Here is a 20605-nt window from a genome sequence, read left to right on the forward strand (position 1 = left end):
ATTCTCTGGCGCAAGGGGGGAGGACATGTCACACAAGCCATCGACCGAACCGGCGCCTCGCGCGTTCGTCGTCCCCTGCAAGGTGCTGGACCCAGGCGCGCCATGGCGCTGGTTGCGTGCGGGCTGGCGCGACGTGTGTCGCGCGCCCGCCTTGACGCTCTTGTTCGGCGGGGTGATCGTGCTGGTGAGCGCCGGTATTTCCTGGCTGGCGTATTCGTTGGGGCGGTTCGCCCTGCTGGCGACCCTGCTGTCAGGGTTCGTCTTCGTCGCGCCTCTGATCTGCGTGGGCCTCTACTGCGTCAGCCGTGGCCTGGAACGAGGACGCACGCCTCTGTTGCGGGATTCCTTCGTTCTGGCCAGGCGCGTGCTGGGCCAGGCGGGCGTGTTCGCGCTGGGGCAGGGCGTGATCATCCTGCTGTGGTCGCGCGCCGGGATGATGGTCAGTGCCTTCTTCCCGTTCGATGGCAGCGACCCGAGCGCGTTCTGGGAATTCCTTGCGCTGGGGTCTGCTGTCGGTGCGGTGTTCGCCACGCTCACCTTCGCCGTTACCGCCTTCTCGTTGCCGATGATCGCCGACCGCGACGTGGACATGGTGACGGCGGCCGTTTCCAGCGTGCATGCGGTGATGCGCAACAAGCGCGTGATGCTGGTGTGGGGCCTGCTGCTGGTGGCGCTGACGGCGGTTGGCTTCGCCACGGCGCTGTTGGGGTTGGGTCTGCTGATGCCGTGGCTGGCGTATGCCAGTTGGCATGCCTATCGGGAGACGCTGGATGCGTCTTCGTGGCCTGTCCTGGAGGAGGCAGGCCCGGCGTAGGGCGGGCTCGAGCCCGCCTTCGCGATGGACGTACGTACGGGACGGCGGGCGGGAGCCCGCCCTACGACGACCTCCAGATCATCCCCGGCCGTCGAACAACTCGCGCCCGATCAGCATGCGGCGGATCTCGTTGGTGCCGGCGCCGATGGCGTAGAGCTTGGCGTCGCGCAGCAGACGGCCGGCCGGGTACTCGTTGATGTAGCCGTTGCCGCCCAGTGACTGGATGGCTTCCAGCGTGACCTGCACGGCGGCTTCCGAGGCGTGCAGCAGGCAACCTGCCGCTGCGGCACGCGACCCCTGGCCTTCGTCGAATCCGCGCGCCACCTGGTAGGCGAACGCGCGGCTGGACTGCAGTGCGGTGTACATGTCGGCAAGCTTGCCCTGCATCAGGCCGAACGTGCCGATGGCCGCATCGAACTGCTTGCGTTCGCGCACGTAGGGCAGGGTGATGTCGAGCGCCGCCTGCATCAGGCCGATCGGCCCACCGCTCAGCACCAGCCGCTCGGTGTTCAGGCCGCTCATCAGCACGCGCACGCCCTGGTTCACTTCGCCCAGTACGTTCCCGGCGGGAATCTCGCAGTTCTCGAACACCAGTTCGCAGGTGTTGCTGCCGCGCATGCCCAGCTTGTCCAGCTTCTGCGCGGTGGAGAACCCCTTCATGCCGCGCTCGACGATGAAGGCGGTCATGCACTTGCTGCCCGCGTCCTTGCCCGCGGTGCGCATGTAGACCAGCAGCACGTCGGCTTCCGGTCCGTTGGTGATCCACATCTTGTTGCCGTTGGCCACCCAGACGCCGTCACGGAGTTCGGCGCGGCAGCTCATCGAGCCGACCACGTCCGAACCCGCGCCCGGCTCGCTCATCGCCAGCGCGCCCTTCCACTCGCCGCTGCTGAGCTTCGGCAGGTACTTCGCGCGCTGCGCGGCATTGCCGTTGAGATAGAGGTTGGAGACGCACAGGTTGGAATGCGCGCCATAGCTCAGGCCCACCGAGCCCGACGCACGCGAGATCTCCTCCATCGCCACCAGATGGGCCAGGTAGCCCATGCCGCTGCCGCCGAATTCCGGATCCACGGTGATGCCCAGCAGGCCCAGTTCGCCCAGCTTGGGCCACAGGTCCTGCGGGAATGCGTTGTCGTGGTCGATCTGCGCCGCACGCGGCGCGATCTCGGTCTGCGCGAACCGCTGCACGGCCTCGCGCAGCGCATCCAATTCTTCGCCCAGCGGAAATCCGCTGACGGTATCCGGTCGCATTCGGTCCTCCCTCCTATTGCGGCCCATCCAGGTTGTATCTGCAACTTACCTCAATGTTCGCCGCGCAGGTGCCCCATGAAGCGCGGTGCGGTACGGCCCAGCGGCAGCTTGAGCTTGCCGATGGCGGTCATGCGGGCCTCGGCGATGCGGTCGGCCGCATACTGCGGCGCGATGCCTTCCTTCTCGGACAGGTCGAAGATCTTGCCGACGGTGTGGTAGATGGTCCGCATCATCCGCATGGCGCGCTCGCGGTTGTAGCCGTCGATCTCCAGCGACACGTTCATCACGCCGCCCGCGTTCACCGCGTAATCGGGCGCGTACAGGATGCCGCGCTTGGCCGCTTCCACGCCGGTCACGTGCGACATCTGGTTGTTCGCCGTGCCGCAGATCACCTTCGCCTTCAGGCGGGGCAGCGTCTCTTCGTTGATCGCGTACTCCAGCGCGCACGGACTGAACACGTCCACCGGCAGGTCGTAGATCTCGTCCGGCTTCACGGCTTCCGCGCCGTACTCTTCGACCGCATGTTCGACCAACGCCGGATTGAGGTCGGTGACGAACAGCTTGGCGCCGCGTTCCTTCAGCAGCTTCACGTACTCCATGCCGATGTGGCCCAGGCCCTGCACGGCGAAGCTGTACTTGCCGATCTCCTCGTTGCCGAACTTGCGGTTCAGCGTGGCCATCAGGCCCTGCAGCGCACCGTAGGCGGTGAACGGGGCCGGATCGCCGGAGCCGCCGTGCACCTGGTGCACGCCGACCACGTACTCGGTCTCGCGGTAGACGTTTTCCATGTCATTGACGTCGGTGCCCACGTCCTCGGCGGTGATGTAGCGGCCGCCCAGCGAGTCCACGTACCGGCCGAAGCTGCGGAACAGCACCTCGGTCTTGTCCACGCTGCTGTCGCCGATCAGCACCGCCTTGCCGCCGCCCACGTTGAGGCCGGCCAGTGCATTCTTGTACGTCATCGTGCGGCTCAGGCGCAGCGCGTCGTTCAGCGCCAGCGCGCTGTCGGCGTAGGGCCGCATGCGCACACCGCCCAGCGCCGGACCCAGCACGGTGCTGTGGATGGCGATGATGGCCTTCAGCCCGGCATCCGGGTTGTGGCAGAAGACGACCTGTTCGTGGCCAGAGGTATCGAGGGTTTCGAAAATCATGGGTGGGCTCCGGTGCGCGGGTGGGGACCGGCGCGGGCTTGCCTTCAGCGGCTAACGGGTTGTCAGAAAAGAAAAAAGCGACGTTTCCGGAACACGGCCGTGGTCGTCGCTGGCGGCCAGTTTAATCCAATCGGCCACGGGCGATATGACAAGGGGGCGGCGAGGGAGGGCGCCTTCGGCCTATTGTGAGAATCGAACGACCGTGCTATTTCTACTGCCATGACACCCCAGGCCGCCACCCACAAAGGCAATGCCACCCGCGAGATGATCGTCGCGCGGGCCTATGACATCGCGGCCCGGCATGGTCTGGAAGGCCTGTCCATCGGCGAACTCGCCACCGCCGCCGGCATGTCGAAGAGCGGCGTGTTCGCGCATTTCGGGTCGCGCGAGGACCTGCAGCTGACCGTGCTGGAGTGGACCGCCGAGCGCTATGCGCGTGCCGTGATCGTGCCGGCGGTGGGCCTGCCGCGCGGCCTGCCGCGCCTGCGCGCGATCATGGAGAACTGGTTCCGCTGGGTCTGCGACAACCCCGACGGCTGCGTGATCCTGGCCGCTGCGCACGAGTACGACGCCCGCCCGGGCCTGTTGCGCGACCGCATCGTCGACTGGCTGCTGCAACTGCGCCAGCAACTGGTCAAGGCGATCGGCATGTGCATCGACACCGGCGAACTGTCGCCGAAGACCGATCCGCTCCTGCTGGCATTCGAGCTGTTCGCCGTGGCGCAGGGCCTGCACGACGCCCGTCTGTACGACGCCGCGCAGGCCCCGCTGCTCGCCCGGCGTTCCCTGGACCGCCTGCTGGCGTCCTACGGCGCCCCCGCGCCGTCTTCCCCCACCGCCTGATTCTTCCCGAGGTGCCGTCATGGCTGCTGTCTCTGCCCCACGAAATAGCACGACCGTTCGTAAATCATGGATGCTGTCGCTGCTGAGCGCGCGCTTCGCGGTCGGCAGCTGGCTGGCCCCGCGCAGCACGCTGGCCCGGGCCTTCCAGTTGTTCTGCACACCCATGCCCGGTGCACGCACCCGTGCCCGCCAGAGCGAGACCGGCGGTGCACGTATCGGCGAACTGGCCTTCGGCCGCGAACGCCTGGCCACCTACACCTGGGGCGACCCGCAGCGCGAACCGACCGTGCTGCTGGTGCATGGCTGGTCCAGCTTCGGCCTGCGCTTCCTGCCGTGGGTGGAGCCGCTGCGCCGCGCCGGTTATGCCGTCGTCGCGTTCGACCAGCCGGCGCATGGCCGCAGCAGTGGCCGGCGCGCGACCCTGCCGATGTTCGCCGAGGCGGCGGCGCGGGTGGCCGAACACATCGGACCGTTGGCGGCGGTCGTGGGGCATTCGCTCGGCGGCGCGGCGGCGGCGATCGCGATGGCGCGCGGCATGCAGGCCGAACGCGTGATCCTGCTGGCGCCCGCCGCCGATCCCTTCGATGCCGCGCGCCGTTTCGGCGGCATGGTGGGGCTGGCGCAGTTCCTCAGCCGGCGCCTGTTCGACGAGTACCAGGAACTGACCGCCCACGACGTGCGCGAACTGCACGCGCACGCCACGGCCCCGCGCATCGCGCGTCCGGGCCTGATCGTGCACGACCTGGAAGACACCGACGTGCCGTGGTGCGAAGGCGAACGCTATGCGCGCTACTGGCCGCAGGCCACGCTGCTCAGCACCACCGGGCTCGGCCACCACCGCGTGACCATCGCGCCGGAAACACTCGACGCCGCATTGCGTTTCCTGCGTGGCGAAACCGTCGGCCAGCGCGTGGTCTCCACGCGGGAGCTGCCGTTCGGGCTGTGCTGACACGCGTCACCGCACGCCACCGTAGGGTGTGCGTGCCGTGTCCACTGGTGTGCAATTGGTGAGGTCATGACGCGCGAACGGCTACAATCCCGCGTCTGTCCGCACCTGTAAGTGAGCACGCGTGAGCACACCCGCCAGCCAGTTTCCCGCAGCCCAGGCCGATGCCACGCCGCTGCGCTTCGTGACCGCCGCCAGCCTGTTCGACGGGCACGACGCCGCCATCAACATCATGCGGCGGCTGATCCAGGGCGAGGGCGCGGAAGTGGTCCACCTGGGCCATAACCGCAGCGTCGAGGACGTTGTCCGCGCCGCGCTGCAGGAAGACGCCGACGGCATCGCGCTGTCCAGCTACCAGGGCGGCCACGTCGAGTACTTCAAGTACATGGTCGACATGCTGAAGGAACGCGGCGCCGGCCACGTGCGCGTGTTCGGCGGCGGCGGCGGCACCATCACGCCGGAAGAGATCGCCGAACTGCAGGCCTACGGCGTGGAGCGCATCTACCACCCCAACGACGGCATGAAGATGGGGCTGGTGGAGATGATCCAGGACGTGGTCAAGCGCGCCGAGGACGCGCGCCACCCGGTCAACGGCCAGCGCGAATGGAACGCATCGGTCGCGCCCGCGCTCACCGACGAAGCCGGCATCGGCCGCATGCTCAGCACCATCGAGGACGGCGTGCTGTCCGAATCCGAACTGGAGAAGCTGCGCGCGCAATGGGCCAAGGGCCCGCATGCGCCGTTCCCCGCCCGCGCCACCCCGGTCATCGGCATCACCGGCACCGGCGGCGCCGGCAAATCGTCGGTCACCGACGAACTGATGAACCGCTTCCTGTCCTGCTTCCCGCAGATGCACATCGCGGTGATCTCGGTCGATCCCACCCGTCGCCGCACCGGTGGCGCGCTGCTCGGCGACCGCATTCGCATGAACGCACTGCGCAGCGAACGCATCTACATGCGCTCCATGGCCACGCGTCGCCAGCATGTGGCGACGAATGCCATGCTGAAGGACTGCATCGCGTTCCTCAAGTCGCTCGGCTTCGACCTGGTCATCGTGGAAACCGCCGGCATCGGCCAGAGCGATTCGGAGATCGTCGACCTGGTCGACTTCCCCATGTACGTGATGACCAGCGACTACGGCGCGGCCAGCCAGCTGGAGAAGATCGACATGATCGACTTCGCCGAGCTGATCGTGCTGAACAAGTACGACAAGCGCGGCGCCGAAGACGCCCTGCGCGACGTGCGCAAGCAGTGGAAGCGCAACCGCGTGGCGTTCCAGACCCCGGACGCCGACGTGCCTGTGTATCCCACCATCGCCAGCCAGTTCAACGACCCCGGCGTCAGCTGGATGTTCGCCAACCTGTGCCGCCTGCTGCGCGACAAGCTGCAGCTGCCGGCGGAGAAATGGACGCCGTCCATCGACACGGAGCTGAAGGAACCGCGCGCCACCGTGCTGATCCCCGGCGCGCGCGTGCGCTACCTGGCCGAGATCGCCGAACAGGGCCGCGGCATCAACCGCCGCATCGAGACCGAAGCCGAAACCGCCAGCCGCGCGCAGCATTACTGGAATGCGTTGAAGGACCTGGACGATGCGGCGCTGCCGAAGGCGTTGGAGTTGTACTCGGCCGACAGCCTCCTTCCTCCGCTTGCGGGGGAAGGTGCCCGAAGGGCGGATGGGGGCGCGCGCGGTGAGGCAGGCCCCCATCCCAGCCTTCCCCCGCAGGCGGGGGAAGGGGCGGTCAATGTCGACCGCTCGCTGCTGACGCTGCGCCAGCGCTACAACGACGCCATCCAGTCGCTCTCGTCCGAGGCGCTGAAGCTGCTGCGCGAATGGCCCGCCCGCCACAAGGCCGTCACCGACCCGGTCAACGAATACGAAGTGCGCGGCAAGACCATCCGCATCGACAACTACACCACCTCGCTCAGCCATCAGCAGATCCCGAAGATCGCGCCGCCGAAGTACCGCAGCTGGGGCGAGCAGCTGACCTTCCTGCAGAAGGAGAATCTCCCCGGCAGCTATCCGTACACCGGCGGCGTGTACCCGTACCGTCGCACCGGCGAGGACCCCATCCGCATGTTCGCCGGCGAGGGCACGCCGGAGCGCACCAACCGCCGCTTCCATTACCTCAGCGTCGGCCAGCCGGCCGCGCGCCTGTCCACCGCCTTCGACAGCGTCACGCTGTACGGCGAGGACCCGGCGCCGCGCCCCGACATCTACGGCAAGATCGGCAACTCCGGCGTCAACATCCCCACGCTGGACGACATGAAGAAGCTGTACTCCGGCTTCGACCTGTGCGCGCCCACCACGTCGGTGTCGATGACCATCAATGGCCCGGCGCCGATGATCCTGGCGATGTTCATGAACACCGCCATCGACCAGCAGGTGGAGAAGTACCTCAAGGCCGACGACGCGCGCTGGGCCGAGGCGCAGAAGAAGATCGACGCGTTCTTCGAGGGCCGCGCGCGGCCGCAGTACCACGGCGAGCTGCCGCCGACCAACAACGGTCTGGGCCTGGGCCTGCTGGGCATCACCGGCAACCAGCTGGTGGACGAAGAAACGTATGCCCGCATCAAGGCCGAGACGCTGGCCACCGTGCGCGGCACCGTGCAGGCCGACATCCTGAAGGAAGACCAGGCGCAGAACACCTGCATCTTCAGCACCGAGTTCGCCCTGCGCATGATGGGGGACATCCAGCAGTACTTCGTCGACAACGGCGTGCGCAACTTCTACTCGGTGAGCATCAGCGGTTACCACATCGCCGAGGCCGGGGCGAACCCGATCAGCCAGCTGGCTTTCACGCTGTCCAATGGCTTCACCATCGTGGAGTACTACCTGGCGCGCGGCATGAAGATCGACGACTTCGCGCCCAACCTGTCGTTCTTCTTCAGCAACGGCATGGACCCGGAGTACACCGTCATCGGCCGCGTCGCGCGGCGCATCTGGGCGCGCGCCATGCGCGAGCGTTACGGCGCCAACGAGCGCAGCCAGATGATGAAGTACCACATCCAGACCTCGGGCCGGTCGCTGCACGCGCAGGAGATCCAGTTCAACGACATCCGCACCACGCTGCAGGCGTTGTATGCGCTGTTCGACAACTGCAACAGCCTGCACACGAATGCCTATGACGAGGCGATCACCACGCCGACGGAAGAGAGCGTGCGCCGCGCGGTCGCCATCCAGATGATCATCAACAAGGAGCTGGGGCTGAACTTCAACGAGAACCCGTGGCAGGGCAGCTTCGTCGTGGACGAGCTGACGGACATCGTGGAAGAGGCGGTCTACAAGGAGTTCGAGGCCATCAGCGAGCGCGGTGGCGTGCTCGGCGCCATGGACACCATGTACCAGCGCGGCAAGATCCAGGAAGAGTCGCTGTACTACGAGCACAAGAAGCACGACGGCAGCCTGCCGCTGGTGGGCGTGAACACCTTCCTGCCGCGCGAGCACGGCGGCGAGATCGCCACCGAGATCGAGCTGATCCGTTCGACCGAAGAAGAGAAGGCCCAGCAGATCGCCAACGTCCGCGCCTGGCAGGCCAGCCGCAATGCGCTGGCGCCGGAAGGCGAGACCGACCACAGCCACGCCGCCGCGCTGGAAGAACACGCCGAGCCGGAAGTGCACGACGGCCACGGCCTGGCCTACCTGCAGCGCGCTGCGCGCGAGCGCCGCAATGTGTTCGAGGCACTGGTGGAAGCGGTGAAGACGCACAGTCTGGGCCAGATCAGTCACGCGCTGTATGACGTGGGCGGCGAGTACCGGCGGAACATGTAAGCCGCCGCGGTCGTGGAAAAGGAAACCCGCCGGAAGGCGGGTTTTTTGCTCCCCTCTCCCTGCGCAGCGGGGGTAAGGATGATCTGCTTGCGCGGCATGCCGCGCAGGTCATCAGAACGCCGGGCGTGCTTCGCCCGGCCGGGGTGGGTGCCGAAGGCGGGTGAGGGGCGAGCGGAGAGACGGACGTGTCGGCGCCCGGTTTGTTACCGCGCCCGGCCCCTCATCCGCCCGTTGGGCACCTTCTCCCCGCTGCGCAGGGAGAAGGGAGCAGCGGCGGCTTGCGCGCTTACCGGTACGCCCCCGGCCCGCGCCAGATCAGTTCGCCGTGGCGGTAGATGCGCACGACGGGTTGCGTCCTATGACGGCCAGCGTTATGGTAGCCCCGTGATCCGGGACTTCGCCGACAAGGAAGCCGAGAAAGTCTGGAACGGCACGCCCTCGCGGCGTCTGCCGGCCGATATGCAGGCCGTTGCCCGTCGCAAGCTTCGCATGCTGAACAACGCGGCCACGCTGGACGATCTGCGCATTCCGCCAGCGAACCGGTTGGAGGTGTTGAAGGGCGACCGCAAGGGCCAGCACAGCATCCGGATCAACGATCAATGGCGCGTCTGCTTCCGCTGGAAGGGTGGCGACGCGCACGGCGTGGACATCGTCGATTACCACTGAACTGTCATGAGAGGAGTTCTTCCATGAAGACCCTGCCCAATATCCACCCCGGTGAAGTGCTGCTGGAGGAGTTCCTGTTGCCGATGGGCATCAGCCAGAATGCGCTGGCGCGTGCCGCGGATGTGCCGCCGCGCCGTATCAACGAGATCGTGCTCGGAAAGCGCGGCGTCACGGCCGACACGGCGGTCAGGCTGGCGGCAGCGCTGGGTACGAGCGAGCGTTTCTGGCTGGGTCTGCAGGCGGACTACGATCTGGAAGAGGCGCACCGCTCGCTGGGCGCTGCGGTGTCCAGGATCGAGCGCATCGCGGCATGAGTCGTGCAGCGCACGCCGTCGCCTGAGTGTTCAGGACGAAACCCCGCCTCGGCGGGGTTTTTTCTTTGCGCAGAACAACCGAAGTCTCCCTCTCCCTGCGCAGCACAGGGTGCCGACACGTCCCGATGCCCCCAGGCGCTGCGCTCACCCGGGCTATGTGGCTTGCACTAGTCCCAATTTGGGACTAACCTGAATCCATGAAGGTCATCGCCGTCGGCACCTTGAGGGTTTTCTGGGAGCGCCACCCCGACGCCGAACAACCCCTCAAGGCGTGGTACGACGAAGCCAGGCACGCCGTCTGGGGCACGCCCCAGGACATCCGCAATCGTTACGCCAGTGCCAGCTTTGTCGGTCACAACCGCGTGGTGTTCAACATCAAGGGCAACGACTACCGGCTCATTGTCGCGGTGGCTTATCGGTTCCAGGCCATCTACATCAAGTTCATCGGCACCCACACCGAGTACAACCGGATTGATGCCGCCACCGTGGAGGATCCATGAACATCCATCCCATCCGCACCGATAAAGACTACAAGGCCGCGTTGCGCGAGCTGTCGGCCTATTTCGACAACGAGCCTTTGCCAGGCACGGAAGAGGGGGACCGTTTCGAGATTCTGGCCACGCTCGTCGAATCCTACGAAGCCAAGCACTTTCCGATCGAGGCCCCGGACCCCATCGAAGCAATCCGCTTCCGCATGGAGCAGGGTGGCCTGACCGTGAAAGATCTGGTGCCCTCCATCGGGCAGCCCAACCGCGTCTACGAGGTGTTGAGCCGCAAGCGCGGGCTCACCCTCGAGATGATCCGCAACCTGCACCGGAATCTCGGTATTCCGGCGGAGAGCCTGATCGGTGCATGAGACCAGGACGGCGTCGTCCTGCGACGGGTGCACCGTCGCCGCATGAAAGTCGCACTACTAAAAACCCCGCATCGGCGGGGTTTTTCTTTGCGGATCACGAAGCCGGCTTTCGTAGGCTGGGTTGATAAACCCAGCATCGCGTGCGTGGAAACATCCGATGCTGGGTTTATCAACCCAGCCTACGGGTCCGTCAGCGGTACGCCCCCGGTCCGCGCCAGATCAGTTCGCCGCGGCGGTAGATGCGCATCACGTTGACCACGTCGCGGGCGTCGCCGATGGTGGCCAGGTCGGGGTCGTTGGGTTGCATGAGGCGGCAGCCGCCGGAGCCGCGGGTGGCGACGATCTCCAGGGCGCAGACCATCAGTTCGCGGCGGCCGGGCAGGGGGAAGGAGACTTCCTTCATGCCCTGGGCCTGCCAGTCGGCGACTTTCAGTTCGTTGCGCAGGTCGTAGTAGATCTGGTGGCCGTCCACTTCCATGCTGGGGGTGGCGGCGTTGCCTTGCTGGTTGCCCTGGCGTTGGCCGGTGCCGAGGGTGGGGCCGTAGTTCTCGGGGCGGTTTCCTGGGCGAGCATGCCCGGGGGGGCCCCCAGCAGGGCGGAGCGGCGCCAGGCAGGTGGGCTGGACGGGGGGCGGTTCTGGGGTGGGGCGATGGCTTGTTGGCTGGCGGGGGGGGCTGGGGTTGGGTTTCGTCAGGGGCGACAGGGTTCTCAGCTTCAGTCACGCGGGTGGCGTCCACCGGGGGGTGAGGTGACGGGGTGGTGACGAGGGGCTTGAGGGGTTTGGGGCGTTCTGCTGGGGTTCTGGGTGCCGGTCGGGGGGACGGGCGGGTTGGGGGTGGCGTCGGTGGGGTCGCCCAGGAAGTCGACCTTCACGCGCGCGCCGCCAGAGCCGCTGCTCTCGGGCTGGGACAGGGTGATCTTGGAGGAGTGCAGCAGGGCCAGGACGAACAGGACGTGCACGAGCAGGCTCGCCAGGGAGGCGATCCTGCGTTCGTGCCGTTTGATGTAGACGTCTTCCCTGTCTAGCGGGCTTAGCGACGCCGCGCGCGTGCGGCTTGGCGCGTCACTCATGTGGGGGGCGGGCGTCAGGGATGGGGATGGGAGACTTCATGGGGCAAGGGTGCAGCAAGGCGTGAAACGCGCGCCGCTAGTGCTCGGGCTAATGAGGTTGGTTGATCGAATAGTAGGGGATCGGCACGCGATATGATTGGAACGAAGTAGGGGGTACAGGCTTTAGATGTCGTTTATTGTTCGAGAATTGAGCTTGATGAGGGAGCTGCATGGGACTTGATCTATGCAGGCTTTGACGGAGCTAATCAATAAAAGTTGAGGCGCAATGCTCGTTTTCATTGACTATGACAATGTTGATCATTCTGAAAGACGCCAAGGACTGGATCACCTGCTCCGTAAGACTGTGTCTCTAATGGATGACCCCTCAATGGTTCCCTCCTCCGTACGTGTTCGCTTATATGGAGGATGGTATGAAGGGGGGACTCTTACGCGCTTGGGACAAGCATTGTCAGCAGAGCTAAGGGCGATATCGCCAGTTCGCTATCAAAGCCCCCATGCGAGTGCTCCAATTCTAATTAGAGGGGAGCTTGCAACAACAATTCTTGCTGCTCCAAAAGCGCTCATTACAAACACCTTTCGAAGGAAGGGGTATCCAAGAAATTTGAAGTGCGAAGAGAGACCTTGGCTGTCTTGTTCCGACAACGAGAGTTGTCCCTTAATCGCAATGCAAAAATTCTTGGACTCAGAGGTTTGTTCTGCTCAGGGTTGTTATGCTCAGCCCGATGGTGTCCTTCATAAGCAGGAACAAAAGGTTGTGGATTCAATGATGGTGGCCGACCTCATTGATGGCTCTCAAGCCGAGGGATCTATTCTTGGGGTTGTAAGTCGAGATGATGATGTTTGGCCCGGGTTATATATGGCATCTAGGAGCGCAAAGTCAGTCGTGCACATCAGTACCAGTGCCTCACCGAGAGTCCCGAAGTATTACGAAGCTCTGCCATCACCGCCCTATAAGCGCATAAACTGGAGTTGACTGTGCAAGTCTCAGACTTCAAGAGAATTATTTCGAGCTTCGCAGAGACGCCGTCAAGTATCGATGTCGATAAGGGGGAGTTTGTAGTACAGCTTCTGGATGAAGTTTTGACTGCGCGCTTGGAACGTCGACATGGTGTTCTCTACGTAGATGAGGACGGCTTATGTCAGCCTGCTGAGAGTTGGATCGTTCGGCGAGTGGCAAAGCTTCCGCAGCTCGCTGATCGAATTCTTTCCTATGTTCCTGAGACTCCAAACTTCGTTACGCCGTCCGCTCGTCTGCTACCGAGTCTTGAGGAGTCGCCAGCGGGTTTGGACGTTGTCAGTGTAGATGCGCTGGACGGTTGTGAGCGTGCGCTTTCGGTTCAGATGCCCGGCACGACTCTGGTTACTTACTTAACGTCAGATGCGGGCGAAGGGAAGACTACGCTCATTAGCGCGCTGGCAAGAAAGGTGGCGACGGACTACAAGAAGAAGGATAAGGATTGGTTGCTGCTTCCTGTTCCTCTTGGCGGACGCGCATTTCTTAGATTTGACGAGCTCGTCATTAGCGCTCTGATGAATAGATTTAGATTTCAGTATTGGTTCTTTGATGGATTCATTGAGCTGGTGCGCATGGGTGTGGTCGTCCCCGCGTTCGACGGTTTCGAAGAAATGATTGTCGAGGGTTCTTCGGGAGAGGCAGTGTCTGCGCTTGGTAACCTTATGAATCAGTTGAACTCTGAGGGCCGAGTCCTCCTTGCTGCCAGAAAAGCTTTCTTTGAATATCAAAGTTTCAAGACGCAAGCGCGTTTGTTTGATGCCATTGGTAGTGAGGATTCTGTTGCGTTCTCTAGGCTCTCACTTCAGAGGTGGACACGCGAGCAGTTCGAAGAATATGGCTTGAAGCGAGGTAGGCGTGATGCGGGGAGGATCTATGACCAAGTTGCTGCGAGATTTGATGCTTCGCATCCGCTGCTGACTCGAGCTGTTTTGGTGCGTAGGCTTTTTGATGTTTCGAGTGGTCTTTCCGATGTTGGTGATTTACTGTCAAAAATAGGCAACAAACCTCAGGACTATTTTCATCAGTTTGTGCTCGCAATAGTTGAGCGAGAAGCGGCCGAAAAGTGGCTTGATAAAGAGGGTCGAGAGGGTCAAGCACTGCTGACCGTTGAAGAGCATTTGGCTCTTCTTGCTGCAGTCGCGAAAGAGATGTGGATATCCACTACCGATGTTCTCAGGGAGGACATCGTTGATGTGGTTGCTGATCTCTTCTGTGATGAACGGGGGAAATCTCCTACTGTTTCACGGCAGATTCGTGAACGCGTGAAGCATCATGCGCTTCTCATTCGTACGCCCGGCGCAAGGGGCGGGCTCGCATTCGATCATGAGGACTTTAGAGAGTTCTTCTTGGGTGTGGCGCTTGGCCACGTTCTTGCGAGTGTTCATCGCGAAGATATTCGTTCATTTCTAAAAGTTGCAGCGATATCGAACGAGACCGCTGATGAGGCTTTGTTAGTTCATGAGAGGGAAGGTGGTTCAAGGGCTGCACTAGTTGATGTACTGCTTGCTATTGGTGGTGGTGAGCTCCCGACGTCTTTTGTGTTGGAGAATGCCGGGGGATTGTTGCTTCGGGCTATCAGTTTCGAGAAGTTTGACGAACCTTTGCTGGTTCGTGGACTCAGTTTTGGTCCTTCCGCGCTCCAAGCTAAAGGTCTACATCGTGTTGAGTTCGAAGGTTGCTATTTTGGTCCTACCGGTCTGTTCGGATCAAAGTTTGAGGGTGTTGTATTCAGGAAGTGTAAGTTTGAGAGGCTGGAGTTTTCTGACGGGATGGAGCTTCAGGCCCTCATCGAAGAATCTTCGGTTGCATGTGTTGTGGATGGTGAAGAGACGATTTTTGATCCGGCAGCAATCGACGATCGATTGAGGGCCTCTGGATTCGTTGTCCAAGGTGACTCACAGGCTGACATATTTGATGTGCGTGAGCCTGATCGCGAGCTAGTAGCGACCGAGAAGGTCATTCGCGCATTTATGCGTGGCACGCAGCACAACGAAGACACTCTCCGCATGAAGCTCGGACTATTGGCGTCAACATTCTTTGATGATGCTCTCCCTGAGCTGTTGGGAGCACAAGTGTTGGAAGTGGTTCCATATCGGGGATCTGGTAATCAGCAGCGTTATCGACTTATTAGGCATATGAGTGCGTTGCAGGATGCGATTGCTCGCTCGGGGGGCGATTTCAAGAGGTTCTTATCTGAGGTTGTTGACTAGTTTTCTTGCGTATTTGTGGATGGCTTGGTCGTAATCCGTAGGGTGGGCTTGAGCCACTTGCCGGACCTGCCGTTGGAGGGATAGATGGCCCGGTTTGCCACCGCCCCCTACACGGGATCAACGACACTCCTATACGGCCTCAACCCGTAAGGCGGGCTTGAGCCCTACGCTTGATTGGATACCGGAGCGCGCCGAGCGGCGATGGATTGCGTAGGGTGGGCCCTGGCCCACCGGCTTAAGGCTTGCGCGGGTCGAAGTTCTCCGACATGGGTGTGGGGTCTGCGACGACGGTGATCGCGTGATTGCTCCGGCACGCTGCCAGCATGTCGAATTACCGCCGCGTCTGGGTGCCGGGCGGCACCTATTTCTTCACCGTGAACCTGTTGAAGCGTCGCCGCTGCTTGCTCGTCGAGCACGTCGATCTGCTGCGTGATGCGTTCCGGGTGGCGGGGGCGGCGCGACCGTTCCATGTGCTGGCCATCGTCGTGTTGCCGGACCACCTGCATTGCGTGTGGCGGCTGCCAGAGGGTGACGCCGACAACGCCAACCGCTGGGCGCAGATCAAATCCGGCTTCAGCCGGGCATTGCCGGCCAAAGAACGTCGGTCATCGCAACGTATCGCTCGCCGCGAGCGGGGTATCTGGCAACGGCGCTATTGGGAACACCTGATCCGCGATGAAGACGACCTGCGTCGCCATGTCGATTACGTGCATATCAATCCGGTGAAGCATGGGCATGCGGCGCGTGCGGGCGAGTGGCCGTATTCGTCTTTCCGGCAATGGGTAGCGGCGGGGGAGTATCCGGTCGATTGGGCGTCTGGGCCCGTTGCTTTGGATGGGGTGGGGGAGCGGTGACGGCGAGTGCGCGCGATGGCGGGCTTGAGCCCGCCCTACGGTTGCATGGCTGATCGCGGCGAAGGATGCAGTGACCAACGCCCCTCAACACGGGATCAACGTCACTCGTGAACCTCCCGCGGAATCGTCACAATCACACCCATCTGGACATCGGACGCCCGTGATGACGCCCCGCCGCCTGACCCCCGCACTGCTCACCCTGCTGGCCGCCACCTTCGGCTTCACCGCCCCGGCACGCGCCGCCGACGACGAAGGCCGCCTCATCACCCGCAACACCGACGGCGCCTGGTTCCTGCAGCAACCCGGCGGCGCGTCCGGCAAAGGCTGCATGGCCCGCTTCACCGCCGCCACCAAAGACCAGTCCCAACTGGCCCTCGTCGGCCCCACCGCCACATCGCCCACCGCCGCCATCCTGATGCACGGCCCCCGCATCGCCACGCCCCCGGCCGCACAGGAGGTCACCCTCGAACTGCAGCAGGACGGCCTGCCGCCCGCGACCCTGCGCGGCGCCCTGATGCCGGCCAGCGGCGCCAAAGGCGGCGGCTTCCTGATGGTGCCCATCGGCGACCTCAAGCAGACCATGGCCTCCATGCGCCCCAAGGAAACCGGCATGCAGGTGCGCGTGGACGGCGTGGACGTATTCCGCCTGTCCTACGACGGCCTGGACCAGGCGCGCGACGCCATGCGCGACTGCCTGGCCGGCAAGCCCTTCACCGGCGGCAAGAGCCTAGCCGAGGCCACCGCCGAAGTCCGCCCGGTCGGCACCTCCACCATCACCGGCACTGCCTTCTTCAAGAACGCCGTGCTGGCCAAGAAACGCTACCCGCCCAAGGGCAGCCAGGCCGTCGGCCTGATCTGGATGAGCGACGAGTTCAAGCAGTGGTTCGAGAGGGTCAAGCAGAGCCAGAAGATGCCGGACCGCATTCCCGAACACATCGCCAAACACTTCATGGTCACCACCGTGCTGGACGACCAGGGCAGCTTCCGTTTCACCAACATGCCGCCCGGCGAATACCAGCTGATCGTCGACTTCTCCTACACCGAGACCGTCGCCCGCACCGAAGTGACCGGCCGCACCGACGTGTACGCCGGCAACCAGTACATCGGCTCCAACGACCACCTGTCCGTCTGGATGGAGGACGTCAGGAACTCGGTCACCTTCTCCAAGACCGTACACATCACGAAGGATGGCGAGACCCTGCAGGTGAGCCTGGACAAGTCGATGCTGGGGTGCTTTTTCGTGTGCCGCTAGTGGGCGGAAGACGCGGCGGGCAGCAGGGGGGCCGTAAACGCGTAAGGCGGGCTTGAGCCCGCCCTACGTGCCCGCGTGACCCTCGACGGGTCTCTTCTCTCACTAACGGTCTCGCGACACCGGAAAAGGGTCTTTCTTCTCACAGCAAGGTCCAACGTTTGACCCAAAAGGGTCTCTCGTCTCTCACTAAGGTCCAACGTTCGACCAAAAAGGGTGTCGCGAGACCGAAAAAGGGTCTCGCGATACCGAAAAAGCCTGGCGCGACACTCTCTACGGGTCTCTCTTCTCTCATTTAGGTCCTCGCGATAGCCGAAAAGGGTGTCGGGACACCGGAAGAGATCCACGCGAGGGCGAAAAGCACGCAACGCTTCACCGAAAAGCCTCTAACGCCCATGCAGGACGCGGCATTCATCCCGCCGTCGACAGCCGCCGCACACGCAGTCAGTCAGCCGGTCCCAACCCCGCACCGCCAGAGGATCTCAGCGCGTAGCCTTCTGCGCGAGATCGTGCGCCAGCCATCGCCGGTACTGGTTGGGGAAGGGCGAGTCCGGGTCCAGCCGTTCCACCAGGTCCGGCATGGCCGCCAATCCACGCGCGTTCGGCGCGTTGAGGAAAATGACCAGCCCATCACGCGTCGGCAGCCGGATGTACCCCAGCGTGACTTCCGCCCAATCGTTGCCGCCATGGCCAACAATGCGTGTCGCCTCATCTTCGATGATCTGGAACCCCAGCCCATATCCCTGCGCACGCGGACAATCGACGCCTGCGCCGTCTCCGCAGCGCACGACCGCATCATCGCCGGTATCCACCCGCACCCGGCTCCGCGCGAACGGCGTGCCGGCATTGCGGGATTCCTGCCGGGCCACCATGCCGAGAAAGCGCGCGTAGTCGGGCACGGTGATCAGCATGTCGTCGGCGGCGGAATAGCTGCCTTCCCCACGACACCACCCGTTCGGTCGGCACCACACCCCGTGTGCCACGCCCTCATCGTCGACAGGAACGGCGACGTCGCGCAGCCCGTCGCGCCGCACTTCCATCACCGCATGCTGCATCCCCGCCGGTTCGAGTACCCGTTCCCGTACCACCTGCGGGAACGGACGCTGCAGTTTGTTGGAGATCGCACGCGCGAGGTATTCGAACCCTTCACCGGAATAGCCGTACGCCTCGCCGGGCGTGCGCGTGAAGGCGAGCTTCCCGTCGCTGCGGAAGAACCGCCAGTTGGGAAAGCCCGTGGTGTGCGTGAGCACCGTGCGTGCGGTCAGCGACGGCAGTCGCGGGTCGCCGGCGATATCCGGATCCACCCAATACGCAGCCAGGGATTCATCGAGGTCCAGCTCACCCGCTTCTGCGAGCCGCAACGCGGTTTCCGCCGTCACTGTCTTGGTGATGGAGGCAACGTTGAAGCGCGTGGCCGCGTTGGCGGGGACACCCTGTGAGGCATCGCCGTGGTAGAGCGCCCACACGAGCTTGCCGTCCACGAGCATGCCCAGGCCGGCCGTCGTGATGCGGTGTTTGTCGAGGATCCTCTGCAGGTCGTGTTCGACTGCAGGGGTCGGTGGCCTCAGGCGGCCATCGGCCTGTACTGTCGAGCGCAACGACGGCGTGCAACTGGCCAGCAGCAGGACCAGCCCCAGCCAGGGCAAGCGTGTCGGCACGATGGCTTCGGTACGCATCGCAGGGTTCCCGGCGTGAGTGTCCAGGAGGTTGATGCAGGGGGAGGAGAAGGGGTTTAAGCAGGCGGGTCCACGCGCCCGGTACCGCGATGCCTTCGCGGCGGAGGCCGTGCGCAGCCCTACGACGCGATGGAAGTCTCCCGCAACTCCGCCAGCAGACGCCGCGGCGTACACCCCGCCATCGCCTGGAAGTCCGCGATCAGATGCGCCTGGTCGTAATACCCCGCATCCGCCGCGATCGCCGACCAGTTGATGTCTTCCCCCGACTGCGCCGCGCGCACCGCCTGCTCGAACCGCTTCAGCCGCGCATACGTCTTGGGGCCGACACCCAGCACCTCGTGCAATACCCGTCGCAGATGACGCTCGCTGACGCCCAGCTCGCGCGCCACCGTGCCGACGCTGGCCACCTGCAGCTTCTCCAGGGCTATCGGCAGGAATGCCGGCATCGCGCCGGCCACCTTGCCACCCGCCATGCGCTTCGCGACGGCCGCTTCCAGCAATCCACCTGCCGTGTCCATGTCGGGCGCTTCGGCGAGTTGCGCCCGCAGACGCTGCGCCCTCGCGTGGCCCCACAGATCCTCGATCGGCACCGTGCGCCCCATCAGCTCCGACGCGGACACGCCCAGCACCGTCTCGTACGTCCCTGGCTGCAACCGCGCCAGCACCGCGCGGTGCCCGCCACGGATCAGCTTCCGGTGCACCCGGCGCCTTGCGCCCATCGCATGGATATCGACACCGCCCGGAATCGACGGCCCGAAACGCACCACCACTTGCGCCTCCACCTGCGGCACCGCTACGCGTTGCCGGTCGGTCGCGTAATGACTCACCGCCAACGTAAGGATCGGTGGCAATGCGCCACGGGTGGGCGTCACGGCGTGGCGGGCAGGGTCGGCAGGCATGCCGTCATTGTGGTGGGCGGTTCCGACGCACCGCAACCCGCCGGTGCATGGCCGTTTTTTCCAATGCCATCGCGCGGGCGCCGGCTACCGTGGCCGCATGAACATACTCGTGACCGGCGCGACCGGAAAAGTAGGCAGCAGACTCGCCAGGCGGCTTGTGCAGCACGGACACACCGTGCGTGCCCTGGTGCGCGACCCCGCCCGTGCGACCGACCTGTCGGACCACGGCATCCACCTGGTCACCGGCGACCTGATGCAGCCGGACGCGCTGCCGGCGGCGGTGCGGGGCGTGGATACCGTCGTGCATTGCGCGGCGTTCTTCCGCGGCGCCACCCCGGAAGAAGCGCACGCCGTGAACAACCTCGGCACGCAGCACCTGGCGCACGCCGCCCGCGAGGCTGGCGTGGGGCGCTTCGTGTTCATGAGTACCGGCCTGGTGTATGGACCCAACGGCGGTGCCCTGGCGCAGGAAGACGACGAGTGCGCCCCCGTGGATGCCTACCCGCAGAGCAAGCTCGCCGCCGAACGCACGCTGCTGGCCATCGACGGTCTGGACGTGCGCATCCTGCGCCTGCCGTTCGTCTACGGCGATGGCGACCCGCACATCCAGGACGTGGTGCCGTTCATGCGCACCTTCCCGCCGACACAACGCATGTCCATCGGCCATCACGCGGACGTGGCGCAGGCCGTGGTCCGGTTGCTGGACAGCGCATCGCCCGCGCATCGCATCTACAACGTGGTGGATGACGAGGCCCCCGACCTGGCGGCGCTGTTCGCCTCGGTGGGACAGCCGCCACCTGACGGCACCGACCCCGAACGCGCGAAAGCATTCGCCGCCGTCATGGACGGTCGCCGTTTGCGTGAAGACCTGGGCTTCCGGCCACTGTATCCGCGGCTGGCGGATGCGGTGAGGGCAGGGCAAGCGTGACAAGGCGGCTCGACCTTCTCGCTATCGATCGTGTTGTGAGTGACCGGATCGCGCCGTAGCATGGGGCAACGCTCGTCGGGAGGGATTCTGGAT

Annotated in this window: 18 protein-coding genes; 12 read left to right on the forward strand and 6 right to left on the reverse strand. The window is 64.2% G+C overall.

Annotated elements, in window-relative coordinates; all coding sequences use genetic code 11:
• Window positions 1-25: 25 nt before the first annotated feature.
• Window positions 26-814: a DUF2189 domain-containing protein gene (locus OY559_RS08375; protein WP_277729568.1), complete on the forward strand. Its 789-nt coding sequence runs from the start codon at window positions 26-28 to the stop codon at window positions 812-814.
• 78 nt (window positions 815-892) lie between these two features.
• On the opposite strand, the gene OY559_RS08380 is transcribed toward OY559_RS08375, so the two are convergent.
• Together OY559_RS08380 and OY559_RS08385 are read right to left on the reverse strand one after the other, a co-directional pair.
• Window positions 893-2065, reverse strand: coding sequence for an isovaleryl-CoA dehydrogenase (locus tag OY559_RS08380; RefSeq protein WP_277729569.1), 1173 nt, complete (start codon window positions 2063-2065; stop codon window positions 893-895).
• 50 nt (window positions 2066-2115) lie between these two features.
• Complete coding sequence (locus OY559_RS08385; RefSeq protein ID WP_277729570.1) at window positions 2116-3216, reverse strand: Glu/Leu/Phe/Val dehydrogenase dimerization domain-containing protein; 1101 nt, start codon at window positions 3214-3216, stop codon at window positions 2116-2118.
• A gap of 219 nt (window positions 3217-3435) precedes the next feature.
• Here OY559_RS08385 and OY559_RS08390 point away from each other — a divergent pair, with 219 nt between their 5' ends.
• From OY559_RS08390 to OY559_RS08420, 7 genes are all read left to right on the forward strand, one after another.
• On the forward strand, window positions 3436-4059 hold the full coding sequence (locus OY559_RS08390; protein ID WP_277729571.1) for a TetR/AcrR family transcriptional regulator: 624 nt from the start codon (window positions 3436-3438) through the stop codon (window positions 4057-4059).
• Window positions 4060-4129: 70 nt separating this feature from the next.
• Complete coding sequence (locus OY559_RS08395; protein WP_277729572.1) at window positions 4130-5008, forward strand: alpha/beta hydrolase; 879 nt, start codon at window positions 4130-4132, stop codon at window positions 5006-5008.
• A 121-nt stretch (window positions 5009-5129) separates the two neighbouring features.
• Entirely contained in the window at window positions 5130-8774 is a 3645-nt protein-coding gene (locus OY559_RS08400; protein WP_277729573.1) for a methylmalonyl-CoA mutase family protein, read from the forward strand.
• A 384-nt stretch (window positions 8775-9158) separates the two neighbouring features.
• Entirely contained in the window at window positions 9159-9440 is a 282-nt protein-coding gene (locus tag OY559_RS08405) for a type II toxin-antitoxin system RelE/ParE family toxin (protein WP_277729574.1), read from the forward strand.
• A 23-nt stretch (window positions 9441-9463) separates the two neighbouring features.
• On the forward strand, window positions 9464-9754 hold the full coding sequence (locus OY559_RS08410; protein ID WP_093297534.1) for a HigA family addiction module antitoxin: 291 nt from the start codon (window positions 9464-9466) through the stop codon (window positions 9752-9754).
• A 197-nt stretch (window positions 9755-9951) separates the two neighbouring features.
• A complete protein-coding gene (locus OY559_RS08415; RefSeq protein ID WP_277729575.1) occupies window positions 9952-10254 on the forward strand; it encodes a type II toxin-antitoxin system HigB family toxin in 303 nt (100 codons plus the stop codon).
• Complete coding sequence (locus tag OY559_RS08420) at window positions 10251-10610, forward strand: helix-turn-helix domain-containing protein (protein ID WP_277729576.1); 360 nt, start codon at window positions 10251-10253, stop codon at window positions 10608-10610. The genes OY559_RS08415 and OY559_RS08420 overlap by 4 nt, the downstream gene beginning before the upstream one ends.
• A 190-nt stretch (window positions 10611-10800) precedes the next feature.
• Here the strand turns inward: OY559_RS08420 and OY559_RS08425 are convergent, their stop codons facing one another.
• On the reverse strand, window positions 10801-11088 hold the full coding sequence (locus OY559_RS08425) for a hypothetical protein (RefSeq protein ID WP_277729577.1): 288 nt from the start codon (window positions 11086-11088) through the stop codon (window positions 10801-10803).
• Window positions 11089-11324: 236 nt separating this feature from the next.
• Entirely contained in the window at window positions 11325-11681 is a 357-nt protein-coding gene (locus OY559_RS08430; RefSeq protein WP_277729578.1) for a cell envelope integrity TolA family protein, read from the reverse strand.
• Window positions 11682-12656: 975 nt separating this feature from the next.
• Between OY559_RS08430 and OY559_RS08435 the strand changes: the two genes are divergently transcribed.
• From OY559_RS08435 to OY559_RS08445, 3 genes are all read left to right on the forward strand, one after another.
• Window positions 12657-14906 (forward strand): NACHT domain-containing protein, encoded by a 2250-nt coding sequence (locus OY559_RS08435; RefSeq protein ID WP_277729579.1) that lies wholly within the window; start codon window positions 12657-12659, stop codon window positions 14904-14906.
• Window positions 14907-15229: 323 nt separating this feature from the next.
• Entirely contained in the window at window positions 15230-15760 is a 531-nt protein-coding gene (locus OY559_RS08440; protein WP_277729580.1) for an REP-associated tyrosine transposase, read from the forward strand.
• Window positions 15761-15923: 163 nt separating this feature from the next.
• On the forward strand, window positions 15924-17012 hold the full coding sequence (locus OY559_RS08445; protein WP_277729581.1) for a carboxypeptidase-like regulatory domain-containing protein: 1089 nt from the start codon (window positions 15924-15926) through the stop codon (window positions 17010-17012).
• A gap of 479 nt (window positions 17013-17491) precedes the next feature.
• On the opposite strand, the gene OY559_RS08450 is transcribed toward OY559_RS08445, so the two are convergent.
• Both OY559_RS08450 and OY559_RS08455 read right to left on the reverse strand, forming a co-directional pair.
• Window positions 17492-18685 carry a serine hydrolase domain-containing protein gene (locus OY559_RS08450; protein ID WP_277729582.1) on the reverse strand — a complete coding sequence of 398 codons (1194 nt, stop codon included), beginning with the start codon at window positions 18683-18685 and terminating at the stop codon, window positions 17492-17494.
• A gap of 119 nt (window positions 18686-18804) precedes the next feature.
• Window positions 18805-19584: a helix-turn-helix domain-containing protein gene (locus tag OY559_RS08455; protein ID WP_277729583.1), complete on the reverse strand. Its 780-nt coding sequence runs from the start codon at window positions 19582-19584 to the stop codon at window positions 18805-18807.
• Window positions 19585-19681: 97 nt separating this feature from the next.
• On the opposite strand from OY559_RS08455, the gene OY559_RS08460 reads away from it, so the two are divergent.
• Entirely contained in the window at window positions 19682-20512 is an 831-nt protein-coding gene (locus OY559_RS08460; RefSeq protein WP_277729584.1) for an NAD-dependent epimerase/dehydratase family protein, read from the forward strand.
• Window positions 20513-20605 lie beyond the last annotated feature (93 nt).

It is taken from the genome of Pseudoxanthomonas sp. SE1, from assembly GCF_029542205.1.
In the GTDB taxonomy this organism is placed as follows: domain Bacteria; phylum Pseudomonadota; class Gammaproteobacteria; order Xanthomonadales; family Xanthomonadaceae; genus Pseudoxanthomonas_A.